The following is a 2,706-nucleotide window of genomic DNA, read 5'->3' as shown; positions in this document are numbered from 1 at the left end:
GTTCCGCTCCGAGCGGGGTCGGCAGCGGGGCGGACGGGATGGCTGGCTCCCGTGCTGGCTGGTGCGGGTGCGCTCGGTTTCTCAGCAAGCTTTAACGAACATACGGTTGACATGCAGTCAGATGATGGGAAGTCGCGGAGCATAGCGCCGTGACCATGTCACGGTCAAGGTCTATCTTTTCTGTGCACGCTTGTATCAAATGACGTCCACCTGTCTTTCATTTTGGTTTGCCGGGCTTTGGCCAGAAGCTGGCCCCGGTCGGGGAGGACGTCACAACGTTGAAGAACACCAGGAGAACCGCTGCGGCTGCCACGGCCGCAGCGGTCATAGTCACGCTCGGCGCGGGCCTGTTCCCGGGCACCGCCGTCGCCGCCGGCTCGGCCCCGGTCCCGAAGGACCCGGCCGACGCCGTCCAGAACACCGAGCACAACCTTCCGGGCCCGCTGACCGCGAAGGTGGAGGCGGAGCAGAAGGCCGCCACCGAGAAGCTGCTCGACGGCACCGCCCAGGTCGAGCAGCACAACGGCAGCACCAGCGTGAAGCTCGGCAAGGACAAGTACGTCGAGCTCGCCCGCGAGCGCACGGACAAGATCTTCACCATCCTGGTCGACTTCGGTGACCAGGTGGACAACACCACCAAGACGCCGGACGGCAAGGTCAAGTACGGCGGCGAGGCCGGCCCGAAGCACAACGAGATCGAGAAGCCGGACGCGGCCACCAACAACTCGACCGCCTGGCAGGCCGACTACAACCAGCAGCACTACCAGGACCTGTACTTCTCCAAGGACAAGCCCTCGCTGAAGACCTACTACGAGAAGCAGTCCTCGGGCCGCTACTCGGTCGACGGCGTGGTCTCGGACTGGGTCCGGGTGCCGTGGAACGAGGCCCGTTACGGCTCCGACTACTGCGGCTCCAACGTCTGCGCCAGCGCCCAGGACCTGATCCGCGACGCCGTGGACATCTGGTACAAGGACCAGCTGGCCAAGGGTCAGACCGAGGCGCAGATCAAGGCGACCCTGGCCCAGTACGACCAGTGGGACCGCTACGGCTCGCACCACGACGGGAACTTCAACCAGCCCGACGGGTACATCGACCACTTCCAGATCGTGCACGCCGGTGAGGACAAGTCGGCCGGTGGCGGCAAGCAGGGCAGCAAGGCCCTGTGGGCGCACCGCTCGTACGTCTACGGCAACCTGCAGGGCAAGGCCGGCCCCGAGGGCAACAAGCTCGGCGGCGTCCAGGTCGGCAACAGCGGTCTGTGGATCGGCGACTACACGATGCAGCCGGAGAACGGCGGCCTCGGCGTCTTCGCCCACGAGTACGGCCACGACCTCGGTCTGCCGGACCTCTACGACACCGCCGGCAAGGGCATCGACAACTCGGTCGGCTTCTGGTCGCTGATGTCCTCCGGTTCCTGGCTCGGCGAGGGCAAGAACAGCATCGGCGACATGCCGAACGACCTCGACGCCTGGAGCAAGTACAAGCTGGGCTGGCTGAAGGCCGACCGCGCCAAGGCGGGCACCGAGTCGACCCACCACATCGGCCCGGCGGAGTACAACAGCAACCTGCCGCAGGGGCTGATCGTCGACCTGCCGAAGAAGAGCATCACCACCGAGATCAACAAGCCGTTCGGCGGCTCCGGTGAGTGGTGGAGCGGCAGCGCCGACAACCTGAACGTCACGCTCACCCGCGACATCGACCTGACCGGCAAGACCAAGGCCAGCATCAACGCCAAGGCCTGGTACGAGCTGGAGCAGGACTTCGACTACGCGTTCGGCGAGGTCTCCACCGACGGCGGCAAGACCTGGACCGTCATCGACGGCACCTGGAACGGCACCGCGCTGCCCCGCGAGAACGACCGCCCGGCCCTCAGCGGCCAGGTGGCCGCCTGGGGCGACCTGTCCTTCAACCTGGACGCCTACGCGGGCAAGCAGATCAAGTTCCGCTACCACAACACCACCGACGGCGGCCTGCACTTCCGCGGCCTGACGCTGGACAACATCACGGTCGTCGCCGACGGCGCCACCGTGTTCAGCGACGACGTCGAGAACGGTGACAACGGCTGGGTGGCCGACGGGTTCTCCCGCTTCGGCGGCTCGTACACCAAGGACTACGCGCAGTACTACATCGCGGAGAACCGGCAGTACGTGTCCTTCGACCAGACCCTGAAGACCGGCCCGTACAACTTCGGCTTCGCCGACAAGCCGAACTGGGTCGAGCACTACTCGTACCAGCCCGGCCTGCTGATCTGGTACTGGGACGAGTCGCAGACCGACAACAACGTCAGCGCCCACCCGGGCCAGGGCCTGATCCTGCCGGTCGACTCGCACCCGACCCCGCTGAAGTGGAACGACGGCACCCTGATGCGTCCGCGCATGCAGGGCTTCGACTCCACCTTCGGCTCCCGCCGCGTCCCGGCGCTGACCCTGCACAAGGCCGGCGCCGAGACCGTCATCCCGAAGGCCAAGGGCGTCGACGAGTTCAACGACCTGAAGTCGTGGTGGAGCAAGGACAACCAGTACAGCGGTGTCAACGTCCCGAAGACCGGGACTAGCATCGAGGTCGAGAACGAGTCCTCGAACTACCTGGAGACCTGGATCCGGGTCCGCCCGGTCGACAACTGATCGTCACCCCGGTAGCGATCGGCCTGTGACCAGGCAGCTCTGACAACTCCACGTCCGGCCCGTCCCCGCAGCGCGCGGGCTG

At 66.1% G+C, this 2,706-nt stretch carries 1 protein-coding gene; it reads left to right on the top strand.

Going from position 1 to position 2,706, the window contains the following annotated elements; translation table 11 throughout:
• The first annotated feature begins 278 nt into the window (after nucleotides 1–278).
• Nucleotides 279–2,624, top strand: a complete 2,346-nt coding sequence (locus ACFU7Y_RS42755; RefSeq protein ID WP_224282153.1) for an immune inhibitor A domain-containing protein — start codon at nucleotides 279–281, stop codon at nucleotides 2,622–2,624.
• Nucleotides 2,625–2,706: the final 82 nt, after the last annotated feature.

Source organism: Kitasatospora sp. NPDC057542 (assembly GCF_042801945.1).
GTDB lineage: Bacteria > Actinomycetota > Actinomycetes > Streptomycetales > Streptomycetaceae > Kitasatospora.
This window is presented reverse-complemented; position numbering and strand designations above follow the sequence as displayed.